Raw genomic sequence first — 15,065 nt, forward strand, 5'->3', positions numbered from 1 at the left:
TCTCAGGTGACGGCAGTCTCGGCGAGGCTGCTCAGGCAGATGGTGTAGAGGCCGCCGCGCGCGGGCAGCGGGCTCAGCTTGGGGGTGATGGGGCGGACGTTGCCAAGCCTCCAGCCATACATGCCGGGCGCGCTCGGCCAGGGTTCCACCGACAGTACATCGACCAGGGCGACCCCTGCCGCCTCAGGGTCTAGCTGGTCCTCCGAGGCCACCTGGCGTCGGCTCTCGATGATCAGCAGGTCGCGCAGGGGCAGCTGCGGCGGACACCAGGAGCGCAGCTCCAGGCGGTGCCGGCCCTGCGCGATCAGCTTGCCCGCCGGGCTCAGTACGGCAAGAGCGGTGAAGCTCTGGTCCAAAGCGAATTCACTGTTGGGGTCCATGCTGGCTCCTGCCGTGGGCTGCGGTCTTATGCCTGGTCGAATTCGCTCATCGGAATGCAGGAGCAGAACAGGTTGCGGTCACCGTAGACGTTGTCCACGCGACCCACCGGCGACCAGTACTTCTGGCGGCGCAGGGTGGCCACCGGGTAGGCGGCTTCCTCGCGCGTGTAGCCATGGCTCCACTCGGTGGCCAGCAGCACCTCGGCGGTGTGCGGGGCATTGACCAGGGGGTTGTCCTCGCGGGCCCACTGGCCGGCCTCGACCTTGGCGATCTCGGCGCGGATGGCCAGCATGGCATCGCAGAAGCGGTCCAGTTCGGCCTTGGACTCCGACTCGGTCGGCTCGACCATCAGCGTGCCGGCCACCGGGAAGGACAGGGTGGGGGCATGGAAGCCGTAGTCGATCAGGCGCTTGGCCACGTCTTCGGCGGACACGCCGGAGCTGTCCTTCAGGGGGCGCAGGTCCAGAATGCACTCGTGGGCCACGCCGCCACCCTTCACGCCGGCGATGTTGCCGCTGAAGTGGATGTCGTAGGCGTCCGAGAGTCGGGCGGCCACGTAGTTGGCGGAGAGGATGGCCACTTCGGTGGCAGCCTGCAGGCCGTCGGCGCCCATCATGCGGACATACATCCAGCTGATGGGCAGCACGGCGGCATTGCCCAGCGGAGCGGCCGAGACGGCGCCCACATTGGTGGCCACGCCCACGCCGGCGCTGCGGTGCGCGGGCAGGAAGGGCACGAGGTCGGCGACCACGCAGACCGGGCCGACGCCCGGGCCGCCGCCGCCGTGGGGGATGCAGAAGGTCTTGTGCAGGTTCAGGTGGGACACGTCACCGCCGAACTCGCCGGGCGCGGCCACGCCGACCAGGGCGTTCATGTTGGCGCCGTCCACGTAGACGCGGCCTCCGTGGCTCTTGACCATCTGGCAGATCTCCTTGACCTGGGTGTCAAAGACGCCATAGGTCGAGGGGTAGGTGATCATGATGGCCGCCAGCTTGGCGCTGTGCTGCTCGCACTTGGCCTTGAGATCGACCAGGTCGATATTGCCTTCCTTGTCGCACTTGGTGACCACCACCTGCATGCCCACCATCTGGGCTGAGGCAGGGTTGGTGCCGTGGGCGGACTCGGGGATCAGGCAGATCTTGCGATGGCCCTCGCCGCGCGACTCATGCCAGGCCTTGATGGCCAGCAGGCCGGCGTACTCGCCCTGCGAGCCGGCATTGGGCTGCAGGCTGATGCCGGCATAGCCCGTGGCCTGGCACAGCCAGGCGGTCAGCTGCTCGTTCAGCAGTTCATAGCCGGCCAGTTGCTCGCGCGGGGCGAAGGGATGCACGTGGGCGAACTCAGGCCAGGTGATGGGGATCATCTCGCTGGTCGCGTTCAGCTTCATGGTGCAGGAACCCAGCGGGATCATGCTGCGGTCCAGGGCCAGGTCCTTGTCGGACAGGGCGCGCAGGTAGCGCAGCATCTCGGTTTCGCTGTGATGGGTGTTGAACACCGGGTGGGCCAGATAGGCGCTCGTGCGCACCAGCTCGGCCGGGATCATGGCGGCGACCCCCTTCTCAAAGGCGGCGAAGCCCGGCAGGGTCTTGCCTTCGGCGAAAACTGCCAGCAGGGCGCCGAGGTCCTCGCGGGTGGTGGTCTCGTCCAGCGACAGGCTCAGCGACTGAGCCGAGGCGCGGCGGAAGTTCATGCCGGCCTTGACGCCGGCGGCCAGCAGGGCGTCCGTCTTGTCGCCGGTCTGCACGTGCAGGGTGTCGAAGGCGGCGGCATTGGCGATGCAGAAGCCCAGACCCTTCAGGCCTTCGGCCAGGATGGCGGTGAAGGCCGCCACGCGCTGGGCAATGCGCTTCAGGCCTTGCGGGCCATGGTAGACGGCGTACATGCTGGCCACGACGGCCGGCAGCACCTGGGCGGTGCAGATGTTGGAGGTGGCCTTCTCGCGGCGGATGTGCTGCTCGCGGGTCTGCAGGGCCAGGCGGTAGGCCTTGTTGCCTTGCGCATCGACCGAGACGCCCACCAGGCGGCCCGGCAAGTTGCGCTTGAACTCGTCCTTGCAGGCCATGTAGGCGGCGTGCGGGCCGCCGTTGCCCATGGGCATGCCGAAGCGCTGGGTCGTGCCCACGGCGATGTCGGCGCCTTGCTCGCCCGGCGCCTTCAGCAGGGTCAGGGCCAGCAGGTCGGCGGCGGCGATCAGCAGGCCGTTCTGGGCGTGCACGGCGTCGGCGATCGGCTGCAGGCTGCGCACATCACCGTTCACACCGGGGTACTGCACCAGGGCGGCGAAACACTCGGTCTTGCCGGCTTCGGCGGCGGGGCCAACGACCACGGTGATGCCAATGGGCTCGGCGCGGGTACGCACCACTTCGAGGGTCTGCGGCAGCACGTCGTCGGCCACGAAGAACGTCTGGCTCTTGCTCTTGCCCACGCGGGCGGCCAGAGTCATGGCTTCGGCGGCGGCGGTGGCCTCGTCCAGCATGGAGGCGTTGGCGATGGCCATGCCGGTGAGGTCGGTCACCATGGTCTGGAAGTTGACCAGGGCTTCCATGCGGCCTTGAGAGATCTCGGCCTGGTAGGGCGTGTAGGCGGTGTACCAGGCGGGGTTCTCCAGGATGTTGCGCAGGATGACGCCCGGGGTCAGGGTGCCGTAATAGCCCTGGCCGATGTAGCTCTTGAGCACCTGGTTCTTGCCGGCGACGGCCTTCAGCTCGGCCAGCGCGGCGGCCTCGGTGGCGGCGGGCGGCAGCTGCATGCCGGCCGAGCGCTTGATGCTGGCGGGCACGATGGCTTCGATCAGGGCGCGGCGCGAGGCCTGGCCGATCACGGACAGCATCGCGGCTTCGTCAGCGGCATCGGGGCCGATGTGGCGGGCGTGGAATTCGGCGGCGTTCTCGAGCTCGCGCAGGGGCTTCAGAGCAGACATCAACATGGCAAATCCTTCATCGGTGACCGCGGCGGGCTCATGGCCTGCTGCGGCAGTCCGGGGCAGGGCGGCGGCAGGCTGGGGCCGCCCCGCAGATACGGAAACGGGCACGGACAGGACTGTCGGTGCCCGTTGTTCACCTCACGGCGATCAGCTGTTCTTGACCAGCTCGTCGTAGGCGGTGGCGTCCATCAGGGCGTCCAGCTCGGCCGGCTTGGACAGCTTGACCTTGAAGAACCAGCCCGAGGCCAGCGGGTCGCTGTTGGCCAGCGAGGGGTCGGCGCGCAGAGCTTCGTTCACCTCGGTGATCTCGCCGCTCACGGGCATGTAGACGTCGGCGGCGGCCTTGACGGACTCGACCACGCCGGCCACTTCCTTCTCGGCGAAGCTCTTGCCGACGTCCGGCAGATCCACGAACACCACGTCGCCCAGCGCGTCTTGCGCATGGACGGTGATGCCCACGGTGGCGGTGCCGTCAGCGTTGATCTGGATCCACTCGTGGTCGGCGGTGTACTTGATGCTCATGGTGTGCTCCGAATGTCGGGAGAAAAGACCAGGGAAAACTGGAAGGGGGAAAGCAGGCGAGGGGCCAGTATCGGCCCCCCACACGCGGATGTCAGCCGCGGAAGTAGCGGTGCGGTGCGAACGGCGTGGCGGCCACGGTCATGGCGACGCGCTTGTCGCGTACCAGGGCGAAGACCTCGGTGCCCTGGGCGGCGTAGGCCGTCTGCACATAGGCCAGGGCCACCGGCTGGTTGACCGTGGGGCCCAGGGAACCGCTGGTCACGACGCCGATCTCGGCGCCGTCGGCGTTCACCAGCTTGGCGCCTTCACGCACCGGCATGCGCTCGGTGGAGATGAGGCCCACGCGCTTGCGCTGCACGCCGTTGGCGAACTGCTCGTTGATGATGTCGGCGCCGGGATAGCCGCCGGCACGGGCGCCACCGGCGCGGCGCACCTTCTGGATGGCCCAGGTCAGGGCGCCTTCCACGGGGGTGGTGCTGGTGTCGATGTCATGGCCGTACAGGCACAGGCCGGCTTCCAGGCGCAGGGTGTCGCGGGCGCCGAGGCCGATGGGCATCACCTCGGGCTGGGCCAGCAGCTTGCGGGCCAGCTCGACGGCCTGGTCGTTGTGCACGGAGATCTCGAAGCCGTCCTCGCCGGTGTAGCCCGAGCGGGTCAGGAAGGTCTCGATGCCGTCCAGAGTGAAGTAGCCGCCAGTCATGAAGGTCAGCTTGGCAACTTCGGGGTTCAGGCGGGCCAGGGCGGTCACGGCCTGCGGGCCCTGCAGTGCCAGCAGTGCGCGCTCAGGGGTGGGGATCACCTCGCAGCGGCTGCCGATCTTGGCCTGCAGATGGGCGGTGTCCTGCTCCTTGCAGGCGGCGTTGACGACCACGAAGATGTCGTCGGGGCGGCGGCAGACCATCAGGTCGTCCAGGATGCCGCCCTGCTCATTGGTGAAGAGGGCGTAGCGCTGCTTGTAGACGGGCAGATCGACGATGTCCACCGGCACGATGGATTCCAGCGCGGCGCCGGCGTCGGCGCCCACGAGACGCAGCTGGCCCATGTGCGACACGTCGAAGAGGCCGGCGGCCGTGCGGGTGTGCTTGTGCTCGGCCAGGATGCCGGCCTTGTACTGCACGGGCATGTCGTAGCCGCCGAAGGGCACCAGCTTGGCACCGAGTTCGACGTGCAGGGCGTGCAGGGGGGTCTTCTTGAGATCGGCGGAGGGGGCGGACATGGCAATTTCCTGCGAGGGCATTCTGAAACCCCAGCCCGGCCTTTGATCCGGGGATGGGGAGCTGCCCTCGCTGTCCGCTTTACCTGAGAGATTGGCCGCCAGCGAATCGCCCGCAGCTTGCCCCTTCGGTGGGCGGGTTCAAGACCCGCCTCTCTCCAGTGAGGAACGTTCCGATCGGAACGTTTTGTCAGTCCTTTTGCCTGAGCGTTCGAAGCGTGGGATCACCAGTGCCTCTGCGCCTTCGGCGGCTCCCGCTAGAGAGCTCTCTCCTGACGGGCCGCATTGTAGCCATGGATTCACCCAGCCCGGCAAGAGATTAAGGGGCTGCTAAGGGCGGGGGCTTTCTTCCGTGGAGAATTCTCCTTTTCCCTCTGGAATTCCTGAGCCGCGCCATGAGACTGCTGCTGGTCGAAGACGACCTGATGATCGGTGAGCCCCTGCTGGATCTGCTGCGTGCGGAAGGCTATGCGGTGGACTGGGTCCGGGACGGCGAGATGGCCGACACCGCGCTGCTGAGCCAGAACTACGACCTGCTGATCCTGGACCTGGGCCTGCCCAAGGCCGATGGCATGACGGTGCTGAAGCAGCTGCGCAGCCGCAAGCAGGGCCTGCCGGTGCTGATCGCCACGGCGCGCGACGCCCTGGAGCAGCGCATCGCCGGCCTGGATGCAGGGGCGGACGACTACGTGCTCAAGCCCTATGAGTTCCACGAGCTGCTGGCCCGCATCCGCGCCCTGTTGCGCCGGGCCCAGGGCCGCGCCGAGCCGGTCTACGAGCACAAGGGTGTGGCCATCAACCCCGCCACGCGCGAGGTCAGCAAGGATGGCCGGGAGGTCGTGCTCTCGGCCCGGGAGTGGGCAGTGCTGGAGCCGCTGCTCGCACGGCCTGGCATCGTGCTCTCGCGCCAGCAGTTGGAAGAGAAGCTCTACGGCTGGAAGGACGAGATCTCCAGCAATGCCGTTGAGGTCTACATCCACGGCCTGCGCAAGAAGCTGGGGGCCGAGCTGATCCAGAACGTGCGCGGCGTGGGCTACCGCGTGCCCAAGGAATGAAGGGCGCCGAGCTCCTGACGACGCTGCGGCGCTGGCTGATGCCACGCTCGCTGCGACAGCGCCTCCTGATGTTTCTGCTGGCCGCCGTCTCGCTGGCGGCCTTTCTTCAGGCCTACAGCGCCTACCGCACGGCGCTGGCCGAGGCTGACCAGCTCTTCGACTACCAGATGCAGCAGATGGCCTTTTCCCTGAGGGGCAGCGTGGCGGGGCCGGGCAGCGGCACCATCTCCCTGCCGCTGGGCGAGCAGCAGAGCTTCGACTTCCATGTGCAGGTCTGGAGCCTGGACGGCGCCTCGCTGTTCCGCTCGCCCGGGCCCTGGCTGCTGCCGCAGCGGGCGGTGCTGGGCTTCTCGGACGTCAGCGACCGCGGCCGGACCTTCCGCGTTTTCTCGGTGCAGACGCCGCTGCAGGTGATCCAGGTGGCACAGGACCTCTCGGTGCGCCAGCGCATGGCCTCGCAGCTGGCCTGGCGCACGGCCATGCCCACACTGCTGATGCTGCCGCTGCTGGGTCTGGTCGTCTGGCTGGTGATCAGCCGCTCCCTGGATCCGGTGGAACGTGTACGGGCCCAGCTGGCGGACCGTTCCCCGGGCGACCTCGCCCCGGTGCCCGCAAGCGACCTGCCCAGCGAGCTGCGGCCCATGGTGCAGGAGTTCAATGCCCTGCTGGGCCGCGTGCGCAGCGCCTTCGAGGACCAGCAGAATTTCGTGGCCGACGCGGCCCACGAGCTGCGCACCCCGCTGGCGGCGCTGAAGCTGCAGCTGCAGGCGCTGCAGCAGGGCGGTGGCATCAACGGCACGCAGGGCGAGCCCGGCCTCAGGCGCCTCGAGCAGGGCATCGAGCGGGCGTCGCGCCTGATCGAGCAGCTGTTGTCCCTGGCCCGCCAGGAGGGCGCGGCGGCGCAGCGCGATCTGGAACCCCTGGCCCTGGATGAACTCTGCCGCCAGGCCGTCACCGACGCCAGCGAGCTGGGCGGCCTGCGCGGCGTGGACGTAGGACTGCAGGACTGTGACACCGCCTGGGTCATGGGCCAGCCCGAGGGCCTGAGCGTGCTGCTGCGCAATCTGCTGGACAACGCCATCAAGTACAGCCCCGCAGGTGGACAGGTGGACCTCAGCCTGCACGCCACGCCGGGCGAGGGTCAGGTCTTGCTGCTGGTAGAGGACAGCGGCCCCGGCATCCCCGCAGGCGAGCGCCAGCGGGTCTTCGACCGCTTCTACCGTAGCAGCGCTGCGGCCACGCAGGCGCCGGGCAGCGGCCTGGGCCTGGCTATCGTCAAGGCCATCGCCGATCGCCATGGCGCCCAGCTGCGCCTGAGCCAGTCCAGCCGCCTGGGGGGCCTGCAGGTGGAGCTGCGCCTGCCCGCCTGCGAACCGCCACAGGCCTCCTCAGACAAGGCTCAGCTTCATTAAGCGGCTTCTAAGCGAGGCGTTCGACAGTGCTGCTCATCGCGACCGCCCAGGTCGCAGCAGCCCAAGGAGAACGCCATGACTGACCACCGCTCCATCCGCATGATTCCGGCCCGCCGCCTGGTCTGGGCCCTCGTTGCCGCTGGCGTGCTTGGTGCCGCCGGCGGCGCCGGCGCCATGCACGCCAGCAACACGATCAAGACCAGCGCCACGGCAGCACCCCTGCCCGAAGCCGCCACCACCAGCCCGGTGCAGGCCGGCACGGCGCCTGTCGCTGGCGCAGTGGCGCCTGCTGCCGCCGCGGCCCAAAGCCCGGCCGCGTTGCCCGACTTCGCCACCATCGCCGCCCGCCAGGGCCCGGCCGTGGTCAACATCAGCGTCACCGGCACCGTGAAGACCCAGGGGCAGCGCCGCGGCGCCATGCCCGAGATGGACCCGGACGATCCCTTCTACGAGTTCTTCCGCCGCTTCCAGCCGCAGCTCCCGCGTGGGGGCGAGATGCCCACCCGCGGCCAGGGCTCGGGCTTCATCGTCTCCGAGGACGGCACCATCCTGACCAATGCCCATGTGGTGCGCGATGCCACCGAGGTGACGGTCAAGCTGACCGACCGCCGTGAGTTCAAAGCCAAGGTGCTGGGCTCCGACCCCAAGACCGACGTGGCCGTGCTGAAGATCGAGGCCCGCGGCCTGCCCACCGTGACCCTGGGCAATACCCGGGACCTGCGCGTGGGCGAATGGGTGCTGGCCATCGGCTCGCCCTTCGGCTTCGAGAACAGCGTCTCGGCCGGTGTTGTGAGCGCCAAGGGCCGCGCGCTGCCGCAGGAGAGCTTCGTGCCCTTCCTGCAGACCGACGTGGCCATCAACCCCGGCAATTCCGGCGGTCCGCTGTTCAATGCGCGCGGCGAGGTGGTGGGCATCAACTCGCAGATCTACAGCCAGAGCGGCGGCTACCAGGGCCTGTCCTTCGCCATTCCCGTCGAGGTGGCCCAGCGCGTGCGCCAGCAGATCGAGAAGGGTGGCAAGGTGCAGCACGCCCGCCTGGGCATCACCATCCAGGACGTGAACCAGGGTTTCGCCGATTCCTTCAAGCTGCCCCGCCCCGAGGGCGCGCTGGTGGCCAATATCGAGGAGGGCAGCGCTGGCGCCAAGGCCGGGCTGAAGTCGGGCGACGTGATCCTGAAGTTCAACGGCCAGCCCATCGTGGCCAGCAGCGACCTGCCGGCGCTGGTCGGCCAGGCCATGCCGGGCGAGACGGCCACGCTGGAAGTCTGGCGCCATGGCAAGCTCGAGACGCTCAAGGCCAGCCTGGGCGATGACGGCGAGAAGAAGGGTCGTCTGGCCAAGTCCGACGACGCAGCCGGTCCGCAGCAAGGCAGGCTGGGCCTGGCGCTGCGCCCGCTGGAGCCGCAGGAGCGCCGTGACAGCGGCGTCAAGGAAGGCCTGGTGATCGACGACGTGAGCGGTCCCTCGGCCCAGGCCGGCGTGCGCCCGGGGGACGTGCTGCTGGCGGTCAACGGCACGCCGGTGAGCTCGGTCGAGCAGGTGCGCAGCGTGGTGGCCGGCGCGGAGAAGTCCGTGGCCCTGCTGGTGCAGCGCGGCAAGGACCGCATCTTCGTGCCGGTGAAGCTGGGCTGAGCCGCGCCGCCATGAAGAAGGGCGCCCCGCGGGGCGCCCTTTGCCTTGCGTGGCGGGTGGCTCAATGCCCGTGGTGCCCATGCCCTTCGGCCAGGGCATCGCTGTCCAGCGGCGTGCCGGCAGCCTCGCCCTCGAAGAAGAAGGGCTTGCGGGCCTTCTGCCGCGGCGCGACCTCGTTCATGCTGGGCACGGCATAGAGGCGGCCACCCACCATGACCTGGCTGATGCGGTCGCTCTGGCGGATGTCCTTGAGCACATCGCCGTCGATCACCACCAGGTCGGCCAGCTTGCCTTGTTCGAGTGAGCCGATGTCCTTGTCCAGGCCGAGGTAGCGGGCCGGGTTGAGCGTCGCGCTGCGCAGGGCTTCCATCGGGCTCATGCCGCCCAGGCCGAACATCCACATCTCCCAGTGCGCACCCAGGCCCTCGCGCTGGCCGTGGGCGCCGATATTGGTACGGGTGCCGGCGCGCTCCAGTTCGGTGGCGGTCTTCGCGACCTGGATGACGTTGAAGTCCTCGTCGGGGGCCGTCTCGCGGCGCACGCTGCGCGGCTCCAGCACCGAGCGAGGCACGAACTTCGACAGGATGGGGTGCTTCCAGACGTCCGTGCGGGCGTACCAGTAGTGCTCGCCGTCTAGGCCGCCATAGGCCACGTTGAGGGTGGGCGTGTAGCCCACGGCCGTCTGAGGCCACAGCTGCTTGACGTCCTCGTAGACCTTGGCCACGGGCAGGGCGTGCTCAACGCCCGTGTGGCCGTCCACCACCATGCTCATGTTGGTCTGGAACAGCGAACCGCCCTCGGGCACCACCATCATGCCGGTCTCGCGCGCGGCGGCCAGCACCTGCTGGCGCTGTTCGCGGCGGGGCTGGTTGTAGCTCTTGACGCTGATGGCGCCCGCAGCCTTCATGCGCTTGAGGTGGGTGAGCGCGTCCTCGTAGCTGTTGACCAGGGCGCTGACATCGGCCTTGGCGCCGTAGAGGATGGTGCCGGTCGAATAGATGCGCGGTCCCACCACACGTCCGGCGCGTTGCATCTCGGACTGCGTGAAGATCTCGGCCGTGCTGTTGCTCGGGTCGTGGATGGTGGTGAGACCGAAGGCCAGCGAGGCATAGTTGACCCAGCTCTGCTGCGGGATCAGGCGGGACTCCGCCATGCCGCCGTGCCAATGGGCATCGATGAGGCCGGGGATCAGGGTCTTGCCGCTGACGTCCACGCGGCGCGCGTCAGCCGGCACGGCAACGGCGGAGGCAGCGCCCACGGCCACGATGCGGTCGCCCTCGACCAGCAGGGTGCCGTTCTCGATGACCTCATCGCCCTTCATGGTCACGATGCGCCCGCCGGTGAAGGCGATGCGGCCCTGCGGCTTGTCCGCTTTCTGCCTGAAGCCGATGGGCTGGCCCTGCTCCACGGGCTTGTAGGCCTGGCCCTCGCCCTTGGCGAAGACCTGGTCCAGCGGCACGCTGAAGAGCTGGTCGGCCAGGGCATAGTGCAGGGTCTTGCTGTCGCCGGACCACTGCAGGTATTCACCGGCATTGATGTCCAGCTGCTTCACTGGCACGGCGTCCATCTTGGGTGCCAGCGAGAGGGTCTTGCCCGTGGCCGGCAGCGGCACGACATAGGCGTGGAAGCGCTCGACGAAGCCCAGCCAGCGGCCGTCCGGCGAGAGGCTGAACTCGCTGGCGAACTCGCTCTTGGCGATCTCCAGCTCGTTGCGGTCCCTGAGGTTCAGGCGCACCAGCTTGTACACGCTGTCCACTTCGGTGGGATGAACGCTGCGGGTGAAGTAGACGTTGTCGCTGTCCCGGCCCCACTGCGGGGCGGCACCGTCCTTGCTGAGCAACTGGGGCTCGCCTTGGCCGTCGGCGCGGGCGAGGTAGAGGCCGGTCTCCAGGCCGTGAACGGGCGAGGTCAGGTAGCCACCCTTGGACTTCTGATAGACCACCCACTTGCCGTCCGGGGACAGGCGCGGCGAGAGGTACTTGCCCGGCGCCTGCGTGAGCCGGGTCTCGCGGCCCGAGGCCAGGTCCAGCTTCCAGACGCTGCCGAGCTGCGCGTCGTCCCAGCGCACATAGACCAGCTCGCGACCGTCGCGCGAGAAGCTGGGGTAGTAGGCGAAGCCGGCGTCATCCTTGCTCAGCGGGCGTGCAGGTGCCTGGCTCTTGAGGTCTTTCGCGTACAGACGGCCCAGGGCCGAGTAGACGGCTTGGCCGCCGTCCGGCGAGACGCTCACCCAGCGCAGCTGCCTGACGTCGAACTCGGCCGGTGCCACCTCGTGCGCAAAGCGCAGGGCCGGGCGAATCTCCCGCGTGTCCTTCACGTGGAAGGGGATCTCGAGGGCGCTGCCCTTGAAGGGGTCCACGCGCCAGAGCTTGCCCTGGGCCCACACAACGATGGCCCGGGCATCGGGCGTCCAGGCAAAGGCGGGGTAGACACCATGCACGGACCAGCTTTCCTGCAGGTCGCGCTCCAGCTGACCCCAGGCAGCGAACTCGCGGCCGCTGCGAAGGTCCTTGAGGAAAAGGGTGGACTGCGGCCCGTTGGCGCCGCGCACCCTGCGCACGAAGGCCAGGTACTTGCCATCCGGCGAAGGCGTGGGACGGACGGCACCGCCGGGGCCGCTCACGAAGGGCTCGGTCGTGCCCTCCTGCAGATCCTGGCGGTAGATGCGGAAGATCTCGCCGTTGCCGTCCTTGTTGTACTGGAAGCTGCTGCCGGGCGTGCTGTCCTGCGAGTAATAGAGGAAACGGCCGTCGGGCGAGACGGCCGGCTCGCCGCGGTCCTTCTGCCAGCTGGGCTTCTCGTTGAGCTGCACGCCCTTGCCGCCGTCCAGGTGATACATCCAGATCTCGCCGGAGCCCAGCGAGCGGGTGCCGGTGAAGTGCTTGCGCGCCAGCACGTACTGGCCATTGGGATGCCAGACGGGGTTGTTCATCAGACGGTAATCTTCCGTCGTGAGTGCGCGTGCGCCGCTGCCATCGGCGTTCATCACCCAGATGTTGTCGCCGCCACCGGCATCGGACATGTAGACGATCCTCTTGCCGTCCGGCGAGAAGCGGGCCTGCATGTCCCAGGCCAGGCCGCGGGTCAGGGGCTTGGCCTCGCCGCCGGCCATGGGCAGGGTGTAGAGATCACCCAGCAGGTCGAAGACCAGGGTCTGGCCGTCGGGGCTCACGTCCACACTCATCCAGGTGCCGCTGCGCACGTCGATGGACACGGTCTGCGCCTCGCCGGGCGGGTGGTTGACGTCCCAGGCCGGCTTCTTGGCTGGCGTGGTAGGAGCCGCCGCCTGTTCAGCGGCCAGGGCCAGGCTGCTGCAGAGCAGGGCGCTGGCCAGGGCCAGCAGGGCGGGAGCGGATGGGCGTTGGACAGGTATTTTCATGGCGCGCGAGCATAGCCCGCGCTTCCTCGGCCGCCATTGGGGCCACCATGAACGGCGGTTTTCGAGGGCTGAACGCAGGTGCCGCGCACGATGTGGGCGCAGGCCGCACCGCGCCCGTAGGCTCAGACCGGCTCGTCCTGCGCCTCCAACTCGCCGGTGGGCAGGCGCAGGACGGGCTGCTCGGGCAGTTGGCCGCTGCTCTGCTGCTCCAGGCTGTGGCGGATGTGGGCGACCAGGGGCACGCGGTCCAGCAGCTGCTGTCCAAAGAGCTCCTGGCGCAAGGCATGGCCGCCCTCCACGTTGCGTCGCCCCAGGGGGCTGAGCTGCAGATCGCCGCTTTCCAGCTGCGCCAGGCCCAGCAGTGCCAGGGCGTGGGCCACGGGCAGCATCTAGGCGGGCAACGAATTCGCGCGTGTTCTTGCCCATGGGCGGGACACTCATGCGGTGCGCTGTGGCCAGGGGGGGCAGGCTGCCGCTGTGGCCGCACGGGACCCAGGCCTGCAGCCGGCCACCGGCCAGCAGACGGGAAAGGAGATGACGGGACGAGGCGGTCCGCCGGAAGTGGAGGCCTTGAAGAAGGCCGGGTCCGGGGCGGCGATGGCAGCGGCAGGACGCCGTGCCGCCGGTCAACGGGGGCTCAGTGCGTCAGCGCTGCGAAGGCCGATGCGGCACGCTTCGCGAAGGGGCGTTGAGGGCTGGGACTGTCCACGTGGGGACTCCGTTGTGGTGACGGGCGCGCTTGTTCCAGTGCACCAATTCCGGCGTCAAGCGCAGGCGGGCCCCGCAGGCCAGCTTCAAGAACCTTTATATGGGCGCTTCGCAATTCTTGACCGACGGGACATGCGGCGCACCGGCAGCCGCGCTGCAATGGCCAGGGCCAGCCGCCGGAGCCGATCAGGGACAATGTCAGCCTCCGCCCGCAGGCGCTTCGTCAAGAGATTCACCATGACCCAAGTCTCCAAATTCCTGCCCCAGGGCCAGGGTCTGGCCGCCGTGCTGCTCAAGCGCGCCTGCCAGCTCAGCCTGGACGCCAGCCAAACCGGCGCGGCCGCCTTCCAGGCCACGGACAGCCTCGGCCGCACGCTGACGGTACAACTGCCCGCAGGCACGCAGCTGCACGACGGCGACGTGCTGGTGGGCGAAGACGGCTCGCTGATCCGCGTCCTCGCACCGCATGCGCCGGCGCCGCATGTGCACGGGCCCGGCTGTGGTCATGACCATGGGCACGCCCACCACGGGCAGCAGGATCAGCAGGGGCATGTGCACGGCCCGGGCTGTGGCCATGGGCATGAGCAGGCCCCGCGAGGCAAGCCCGTCGGCGTGGCGGTTAAGGCCGAGGCCCATGTGCACGGGCCCGGCTGTGGCCACGAGCACCACGACCACGACCATTCCCACAGGCACTGAGCCCGGTGCACGCCCGGGCGGCATCGAGGAAAACGCGCATGATGCTGTCGATGACCGGGCGTCGGCTGACGCTGCTGGCGGGCCTGATGGCCGCCCTGATGTGGCTGGGCCTCGCGCCGGTGGCCAAGGCACAGCAGGGCACCCTGCGTGAACGCATCCGTGAGCGCATGGCCGAGCGTCGCGAAGGGCGGGACACTCGCAAGACGGAGCCCGCCACCGACGCAGCGCTCGCCAGCCCAGGCACCCACCAGGGACGCATCGAGGTCATGGGCGTGGAGCGGCTTTTCATGATCCATGTGCCGCCCGGCTACCGGACGGACCAGCCCATGCCCATGCTGCTGGCCTTCCATGGCGGGGGCGGGAGCATGGCGCTGCAGGCCGACAACAGCCGCTATGGCCTCATCAGCAAGGCCGACAGCGCCGGATTCATCGCCGTCTTCCCCAACGGCCACAGCGGCACGCCCGGCCACCACCTGGCTACCTGGAATGCCGGTGGCTGTTGCGGCTCCGCGCGCGACAGCGGCAGTGAGGACGTGGCCTTCGTCCGCGCCCTGATCGAGCACCTGAAGCAGCGCCTGTCTATAGACGCGCGCCGCATCTACGCCACCGGCATGTCCAACGGCGCAATGATGAGCCACCGCCTGGCCTGCGAGCTCAGCGAGCAGTTGGCCGGCATCGCCGCCGTGGCCGGCACGGACGCCACCAGCCGCTGCCAGCCGCGGCGGCCCATCCCCGTGCTGATGATCCATGCTCTGGACGACGACCACGTGCTCTACCAGGGCGGCGCCGGCCCCGAGGCCTTCCGCGACCGCAGCAAGGTGATGGACTTCGTCTCCGTGCCCGAGACCACACAGCGCTGGGTGCAGCGCAACCATTGCAGCGGCACGCCCCTGAAGGTGCTGCAACAGCCGGGAGCCTGGTGCGAGCGCTACAGCGGCTGCGCCGAGGGCGTGCAGGTGCAGCTGTGCACCACCGAGACCGGCGGCCACAGCTGGCCGGGCGGGCGCAGCCGCCCGGGCAAGGGCCAGCCCAGCCAGGCCCTGGATGCCAACGACACGATGTGGGCCTTCTTCCAGTCGCAGTCGCTGTCGCAGCCACGGCGCTGATCCTCGCCCCCGCCTCGACAGACGAAAAAGGCGCCCTG

The 15,065-nt window shown here is 69.0% G+C and carries 11 protein-coding genes and 2 riboswitches; of the genes, 5 read left to right on the forward strand and 6 right to left on the reverse strand.

All coding sequences use genetic code 11. From position 1 onward, the window contains the following. Nucleotides 1-2 precede the first annotated feature (2 nt). The 4 genes from H5407_RS11780 to gcvT all read right to left on the reverse strand — a co-directional run bounded on the left by H5407_RS11780 (nucleotide 3) and on the right by gcvT (nucleotide 5,042). The gene (locus H5407_RS11780) at nucleotides 3-380 is read right to left on the reverse strand and encodes an ASCH domain-containing protein (protein ID WP_183104642.1); all 378 of its coding nucleotides are present in this window, start codon (nucleotides 378-380) and stop codon (nucleotides 3-5) included. A 26-nt stretch (nucleotides 381-406) separates the two neighbouring features. Then, complete coding sequence (gene gcvP, locus H5407_RS11785; RefSeq protein ID WP_183104643.1) at nucleotides 407-3,307, reverse strand: aminomethyl-transferring glycine dehydrogenase; 2,901 nt, start codon at nucleotides 3,305-3,307, stop codon at nucleotides 407-409. 144 nt (nucleotides 3,308-3,451) lie between these two features. After that, nucleotides 3,452-3,826 carry a glycine cleavage system protein GcvH gene (gene gcvH / locus H5407_RS11790; protein ID WP_183104644.1) on the reverse strand — a complete coding sequence of 125 codons (375 nt, stop codon included), beginning with the start codon at nucleotides 3,824-3,826 and terminating at the stop codon, nucleotides 3,452-3,454. A 91-nt stretch (nucleotides 3,827-3,917) separates the two neighbouring features. Continuing rightward, entirely contained in the window at nucleotides 3,918-5,042 is a 1,125-nt protein-coding gene (gene gcvT, locus H5407_RS11795) for a glycine cleavage system aminomethyltransferase GcvT (RefSeq protein ID WP_183104645.1), read from the reverse strand. 60 nt (nucleotides 5,043-5,102) lie between these two features. Continuing rightward, nucleotides 5,103-5,211: riboswitch (glycine riboswitch) on the reverse strand. 9 nt (nucleotides 5,212-5,220) lie between these two features. Continuing rightward, a riboswitch (glycine riboswitch) is annotated at nucleotides 5,221-5,324 on the reverse strand. 110 nt (nucleotides 5,325-5,434) lie between these two features. Between gcvT and H5407_RS11800 the strand changes: the two genes are divergently transcribed. The 3 genes from H5407_RS11800 to H5407_RS11810 all read left to right on the forward strand — a co-directional run bounded on the left by H5407_RS11800 (nucleotide 5,435) and on the right by H5407_RS11810 (nucleotide 9,138). Next, nucleotides 5,435-6,094, forward strand: coding sequence for a response regulator transcription factor (locus H5407_RS11800; protein WP_183104646.1), 660 nt, complete (start codon nucleotides 5,435-5,437; stop codon nucleotides 6,092-6,094). A 38-nt stretch (nucleotides 6,095-6,132) separates the two neighbouring features. Further along, nucleotides 6,133-7,506 carry an ATP-binding protein gene (locus tag H5407_RS11805; RefSeq protein ID WP_255501202.1) on the forward strand — a complete coding sequence of 458 codons (1,374 nt, stop codon included), beginning with the start codon at nucleotides 6,133-6,135 and terminating at the stop codon, nucleotides 7,504-7,506. A gap of 75 nt (nucleotides 7,507-7,581) precedes the next feature. Beyond that, the gene (locus H5407_RS11810) at nucleotides 7,582-9,138 is read left to right on the forward strand and encodes a DegQ family serine endoprotease (protein WP_183104648.1); all 1,557 of its coding nucleotides are present in this window, start codon (nucleotides 7,582-7,584) and stop codon (nucleotides 9,136-9,138) included. 61 nt (nucleotides 9,139-9,199) lie between these two features. Here the strand turns inward: H5407_RS11810 and H5407_RS11815 are convergent, their stop codons facing one another. Together H5407_RS11815 and H5407_RS11820 are read right to left on the reverse strand one after the other, a co-directional pair. Further along, nucleotides 9,200-12,517, reverse strand: coding sequence for an amidohydrolase family protein (locus H5407_RS11815; RefSeq protein WP_183104649.1), 3,318 nt, complete (start codon nucleotides 12,515-12,517; stop codon nucleotides 9,200-9,202). A gap of 122 nt (nucleotides 12,518-12,639) precedes the next feature. Beyond that, a complete protein-coding gene (locus H5407_RS11820) occupies nucleotides 12,640-12,897 on the reverse strand; it encodes an AAA-associated domain-containing protein (protein WP_310737640.1) in 258 nt (85 codons plus the stop codon). A 565-nt stretch (nucleotides 12,898-13,462) separates the two neighbouring features. Here H5407_RS11820 and H5407_RS11825 point away from each other — a divergent pair. Continuing rightward, nucleotides 13,463-13,921 carry a hypothetical protein gene (locus H5407_RS11825; protein WP_183104651.1) on the forward strand — a complete coding sequence of 153 codons (459 nt, stop codon included), beginning with the start codon at nucleotides 13,463-13,465 and terminating at the stop codon, nucleotides 13,919-13,921. Between the two features lie 38 nt (nucleotides 13,922-13,959). Next, nucleotides 13,960-15,027, forward strand: a complete 1,068-nt coding sequence (locus tag H5407_RS11830) for a PHB depolymerase family esterase (RefSeq protein WP_183104652.1) — start codon at nucleotides 13,960-13,962, stop codon at nucleotides 15,025-15,027. Nucleotides 15,028-15,065 lie beyond the last annotated feature (38 nt).

Source organism: Mitsuaria sp. WAJ17 (assembly GCF_014174515.1).
Taxonomy (GTDB): Bacteria; Pseudomonadota; Gammaproteobacteria; order Burkholderiales; family Burkholderiaceae_C; genus Roseateles_B.

What these genes read in the sequence shown, in the direction of transcription:
- H5407_RS11780 (WP_183104642.1), bottom strand. Translation starts at nt 380, where the DNA reads ATGGACCCCAACAGTGAATTCGCTTTGGACCAGAGCTTCACCGCTCTT.
- gcvP (WP_183104643.1), bottom strand. Translation starts at nt 3,307, where the DNA reads ATGTTGATGTCTGCTCTGAAGCCCCTGCGCGAGCTCGAGAACGCCGCC.
- gcvH (WP_183104644.1), bottom strand. Translation starts at nt 3,826, where the DNA reads ATGAGCATCAAGTACACCGCCGACCACGAGTGGATCCAGATCAACGCT.
- gcvT (WP_183104645.1), bottom strand. Translation starts at nt 5,042, where the DNA reads ATGTCCGCCCCCTCCGCCGATCTCAAGAAGACCCCCCTGCACGCCCTG.
- H5407_RS11800 (WP_183104646.1), top strand. Translation starts at nt 5,435, where the DNA reads ATGAGACTGCTGCTGGTCGAAGACGACCTGATGATCGGTGAGCCCCTG.
- H5407_RS11805 (WP_255501202.1), top strand. Translation starts at nt 6,133, where the DNA reads ATGCCACGCTCGCTGCGACAGCGCCTCCTGATGTTTCTGCTGGCCGCC.
- H5407_RS11810 (WP_183104648.1), top strand. Translation starts at nt 7,582, where the DNA reads ATGACTGACCACCGCTCCATCCGCATGATTCCGGCCCGCCGCCTGGTC.
- H5407_RS11815 (WP_183104649.1), bottom strand. Translation starts at nt 12,517, where the DNA reads ATGAAAATACCTGTCCAACGCCCATCCGCTCCCGCCCTGCTGGCCCTG.
- H5407_RS11825 (WP_183104651.1), top strand. Translation starts at nt 13,463, where the DNA reads ATGACCCAAGTCTCCAAATTCCTGCCCCAGGGCCAGGGTCTGGCCGCC.
- H5407_RS11830 (WP_183104652.1), top strand. Translation starts at nt 13,960, where the DNA reads ATGATGCTGTCGATGACCGGGCGTCGGCTGACGCTGCTGGCGGGCCTG.